Raw genomic sequence first — 3,050 nt, forward strand, 5'->3', positions numbered from 1 at the left:
ATCAAATATGTAGTTCATAGGACGGATACATTCATTTAGCACCATTTTTTAAATGGCTGTTAGTCGTGAAGGACAAGGATGACAATAAATTTGTTGACCTAATAATCGCAGGCAATGCTGATTATTTAGTCACGAATGACAAGCATTTTAATGAACTTAAAAATATTGATTTTCCTAAGCTAAATATCGTTTCCCTTGATGAATTTAAATGGATCATTCAGGGTAAATAATTGTTTTGCAATGTACTGACACAACGATAATGCTTATCAGACATAAGAACCTAACCCACAATATCTAGTAGTAAAATTAGAAACTTCAATAGTTGGCAAAAAACAGTAAGTTGCACAACCTTTATCAGTACACCAACTCTAAAAATTAGTTACTACTTCAGAGAAGTAATGAGACAACGTGTCTAAGAGGGAAATAAATATTCAAAATCAATTATGAAAGGAATTATACATTGGATTATGCTTTTTTCAAGCAGCTTGATCTTGATTTTTGCTTCTTGTAAAAAAGAAGGTACTGGGATTGATAGCTTACCAGGCGCTACACAGGAAGGCAGACAAACTTTTGGTTGCATGATTAATGGAATAGCTTTTAAAACTAAGGGGGTTTTATTTCATGGGCCAGGCCTAGATCTTGCTTATCAGCCTGCTTATGGTATATATGATTTTTATTTAAATGCTGATCGTAAAAAGAATGATAGAATTTTGGGTGTCCAAATTAATTCAGAGGATATTAAATTAGAAGCAGGAATGACAATTCCCTTAGTAGATAGTAAAAATGGAAAGGCATCAGCTTCTTTCCACGATTACGGAAATCTGGTGTTTAAAGATTACAATACTAACGACCAAATTAAAGGTGAACTTATAATTACGCATCTCGATTCGGTGAAAAGAATAGTATCCGGAACTTTTTGGTTTGATGCAGTCGATGATACAGGAGAGATAGCGGAAGTAAGAGAAGGTCGCTTTGATTTGTTATTTCACTAGACTTGAATACTTTTTGTCAATATGCCCAAGCACCAGATTTTAACACTGTGCTTAATGAATGAGCCATCCCTATTTACAGCGAACCTAAAGAACTATCAATAACATGATGATCTTTAGTTGGTTAGAGATGGTTATTTGCCAGGTGTTATAAATTCACAGTTTTTAATACAAGATTATGCCCAAGCTAAATTTTCGTTTCTTTGCGAACCAATCTCATGCACATGGAAATATTTCCTGTTATCAGTTCAATTCTTTCAGCCGATCACATAGGCTTGTTGGTAGCAAATAAATATGGCCTTGCTGACGATGTTTCATGCACGTTACTAAAAACAGGAATTAATCATAGTTATCTAGTTGAGGATATAACGAGTAAATTCGTGTTCAGGCTGTACAGCTTAAACTGGCGGAGCGACTTAGAGATAAATGAAGAAATCCGGTTACTTAATGTCCTTAAAGAAAAGGGCATTTCTGTTTCTTTTCCTTTAAAGGACGTTGATGATAACTACATTCAATATCTAGAAGCGCCTGAAGGAATGCGACAGGGTGTATTATTCTCCTTTGCTGAAGGAAATAAACAACTCAATTTCTCTGCTGACTTACACCTTAAAGTGGGTGAGGAAATGGCTCGAATACATCAAGCGACGTTCAACTTGAAATTAGAAAGGGTTACTTACACACCAAAAATTGTGTTAGAAGATTCATTGCTAAAGCTTCAAAAGTTTCTTGCCGCCGACTCAGATGAGATAGCTTGGATGGTAGCTGCGCAACAGTATTTATTAAACGAAATCAATAAAGCAGATCTCACTCAATTGAGGTCAGGATCCGTTCATCTGGATATTTGGTTTGACAATATGAATATTACCAATGACGGACAGATAACGATCTTTGATTTTGACTTTTGTGGTAATGGATGGCTATGTTACGATATTGCCTACTATATTTTACAACTGCATAGCACTGAAAAAGATATTAGCCAGAGTGATTTGAAAGTAGAATACTTTTTGAGAGGGTATGAGTCGGTGACTAAAATTACTGATGAAGAAAGGAGAATGTTGCCTATAATTGGGGTAAGTCTTTATTTCTTTTACCTGGGTGTACAATGTCAACGATATGATAACTGGTCAAACGTGTTCTTGAGCGAAACTTACTTGAAAAGGTTCATCAACGTCATGGTGAGAAAGTTTTTCGAAGAGAATGTTTCTACAGATGTATTGAATTGACTAAGATCGATTATGCATGAGCGATGCCATACGAAGATAGCTTTGGCTGATGTAGCTGTAGCAGGCCGGGATGTTTTCGGGATTGGGGAACATCATAAAAAAGAGTTTCTGGATTCTGCTCCTGCTGTAATTTTGGCCGCTGCTGCTTCAAGAATCAAACGAATTAAACTGACCAGTGCGGTTACGGTATTGGGATCATTCGTAGAAGCTTATCCTTTGCCCAATTTAAGCTCATTTTAAAATTTAATCTTGGCTAGCCAGAGGATACAACGGTTAATTTATAGACCTGCTCCGATTTTATAGAATAAAAGAACATTAATGGGCGTACATCGCCTGAAGCCTCTCTTTAAAAGAATTGGCAATTACGGCTTTGATAAAAGGGGAAGCATTCTTAAAGGTGGTATGCTCTTTCACTACAGGAAGGTCAAAGTGAAGCATTAACTTAGCGAAACATTCATCCGCAAAAGAATTGGAAACAATATCAACACCGGAAAAATCAAATACAATTTTTTCCTGCTTTTCAATTCCATCTATGATCTTTTTACGCAAAGCAGCTCCTGCCACTCGTGTGGAAAGTTGTCTGCCGGTATGTGAGAATGTAATGTGTATCATCTTAATTTATACAATAATACAAATAATATCTACCAAAGTTCGTTATTCTCTCCGAAATATTTGTCAATAAAAAAGTCATAATCGTCTGGTAATGTGTGATGGGCAGGCATAATCGACTTATAATCGACGGGGATATCTGTGTATATTCTCATGGATACCAGCGTGCCTTTATAAAAATCGCCCTCATGTACCTTGTTGTAATCAGTAAATACAACTGCACAGAAAT

The 3,050-nt window shown here is 36.1% G+C and carries 6 protein-coding genes; 4 read left to right on the forward strand and 2 right to left on the reverse strand.

The annotated features are described in order from the left end of the window. Positions 1-65 precede the first annotated feature (65 nt). The 4 genes from BFL47_RS19905 (at position 66) to BFL47_RS18875 (ending at position 2,452) form a co-directional block, all read left to right on the forward strand. The gene (locus tag BFL47_RS19905) at positions 66-230 is read left to right on the forward strand and encodes a PIN domain-containing protein (RefSeq protein WP_170827360.1); all 165 of its coding nucleotides are present in this window, start codon (positions 66-68) and stop codon (positions 228-230) included. 213 nt (positions 231-443) lie between these two features. Next, positions 444-992 (forward strand): DUF6252 family protein, encoded by a 549-nt coding sequence (locus BFL47_RS18865; protein ID WP_139125878.1) that lies wholly within the window; start codon positions 444-446, stop codon positions 990-992. Between the two features lie 221 nt (positions 993-1,213). Continuing rightward, positions 1,214-2,212 (forward strand): phosphotransferase enzyme family protein, encoded by a 999-nt coding sequence (locus BFL47_RS18870; RefSeq protein WP_069661348.1) that lies wholly within the window; start codon positions 1,214-1,216, stop codon positions 2,210-2,212. Positions 2,213-2,224: 12 nt separating this feature from the next. Beyond that, positions 2,225-2,452 carry a hypothetical protein gene (locus tag BFL47_RS18875; RefSeq protein WP_069661349.1) on the forward strand — a complete coding sequence of 76 codons (228 nt, stop codon included), beginning with the start codon at positions 2,225-2,227 and terminating at the stop codon, positions 2,450-2,452. Between the two features lie 75 nt (positions 2,453-2,527). On the opposite strand, the gene BFL47_RS18880 is transcribed toward BFL47_RS18875, so the two are convergent. Both BFL47_RS18880 and BFL47_RS19910 read right to left on the reverse strand, forming a co-directional pair. Further along, a complete protein-coding gene (locus BFL47_RS18880) occupies positions 2,528-2,824 on the reverse strand; it encodes an STAS-like domain-containing protein (RefSeq protein WP_069661350.1) in 297 nt (98 codons plus the stop codon). Between the two features lie 29 nt (positions 2,825-2,853). Beyond that, a partial coding sequence (locus BFL47_RS19910; protein WP_170827361.1) for a hypothetical protein occupies positions 2,854-3,050 on the reverse strand: 197 nt, incomplete at its 5' end.

The organism is Arcticibacter eurypsychrophilus, assembly GCF_001730525.1.
Taxonomy (GTDB): Bacteria; Bacteroidota; Bacteroidia; order Sphingobacteriales; family Sphingobacteriaceae; genus Arcticibacter; species Arcticibacter eurypsychrophilus.

Coding starts and splice junctions, on each gene's coding strand:
- BFL47_RS18880 (WP_069661350.1), bottom strand. CDS start 2,824: ATGATACACATTACATTCTCACATACCGGCAGACAACTTTCCACACGA.
- BFL47_RS18870 (WP_069661348.1), top strand. CDS start 1,214: ATGGAAATATTTCCTGTTATCAGTTCAATTCTTTCAGCCGATCACATA.
- BFL47_RS18875 (WP_069661349.1), top strand. CDS start 2,225: ATGCATGAGCGATGCCATACGAAGATAGCTTTGGCTGATGTAGCTGTA.
- BFL47_RS18865 (WP_139125878.1), top strand. CDS start 444: ATGAAAGGAATTATACATTGGATTATGCTTTTTTCAAGCAGCTTGATC.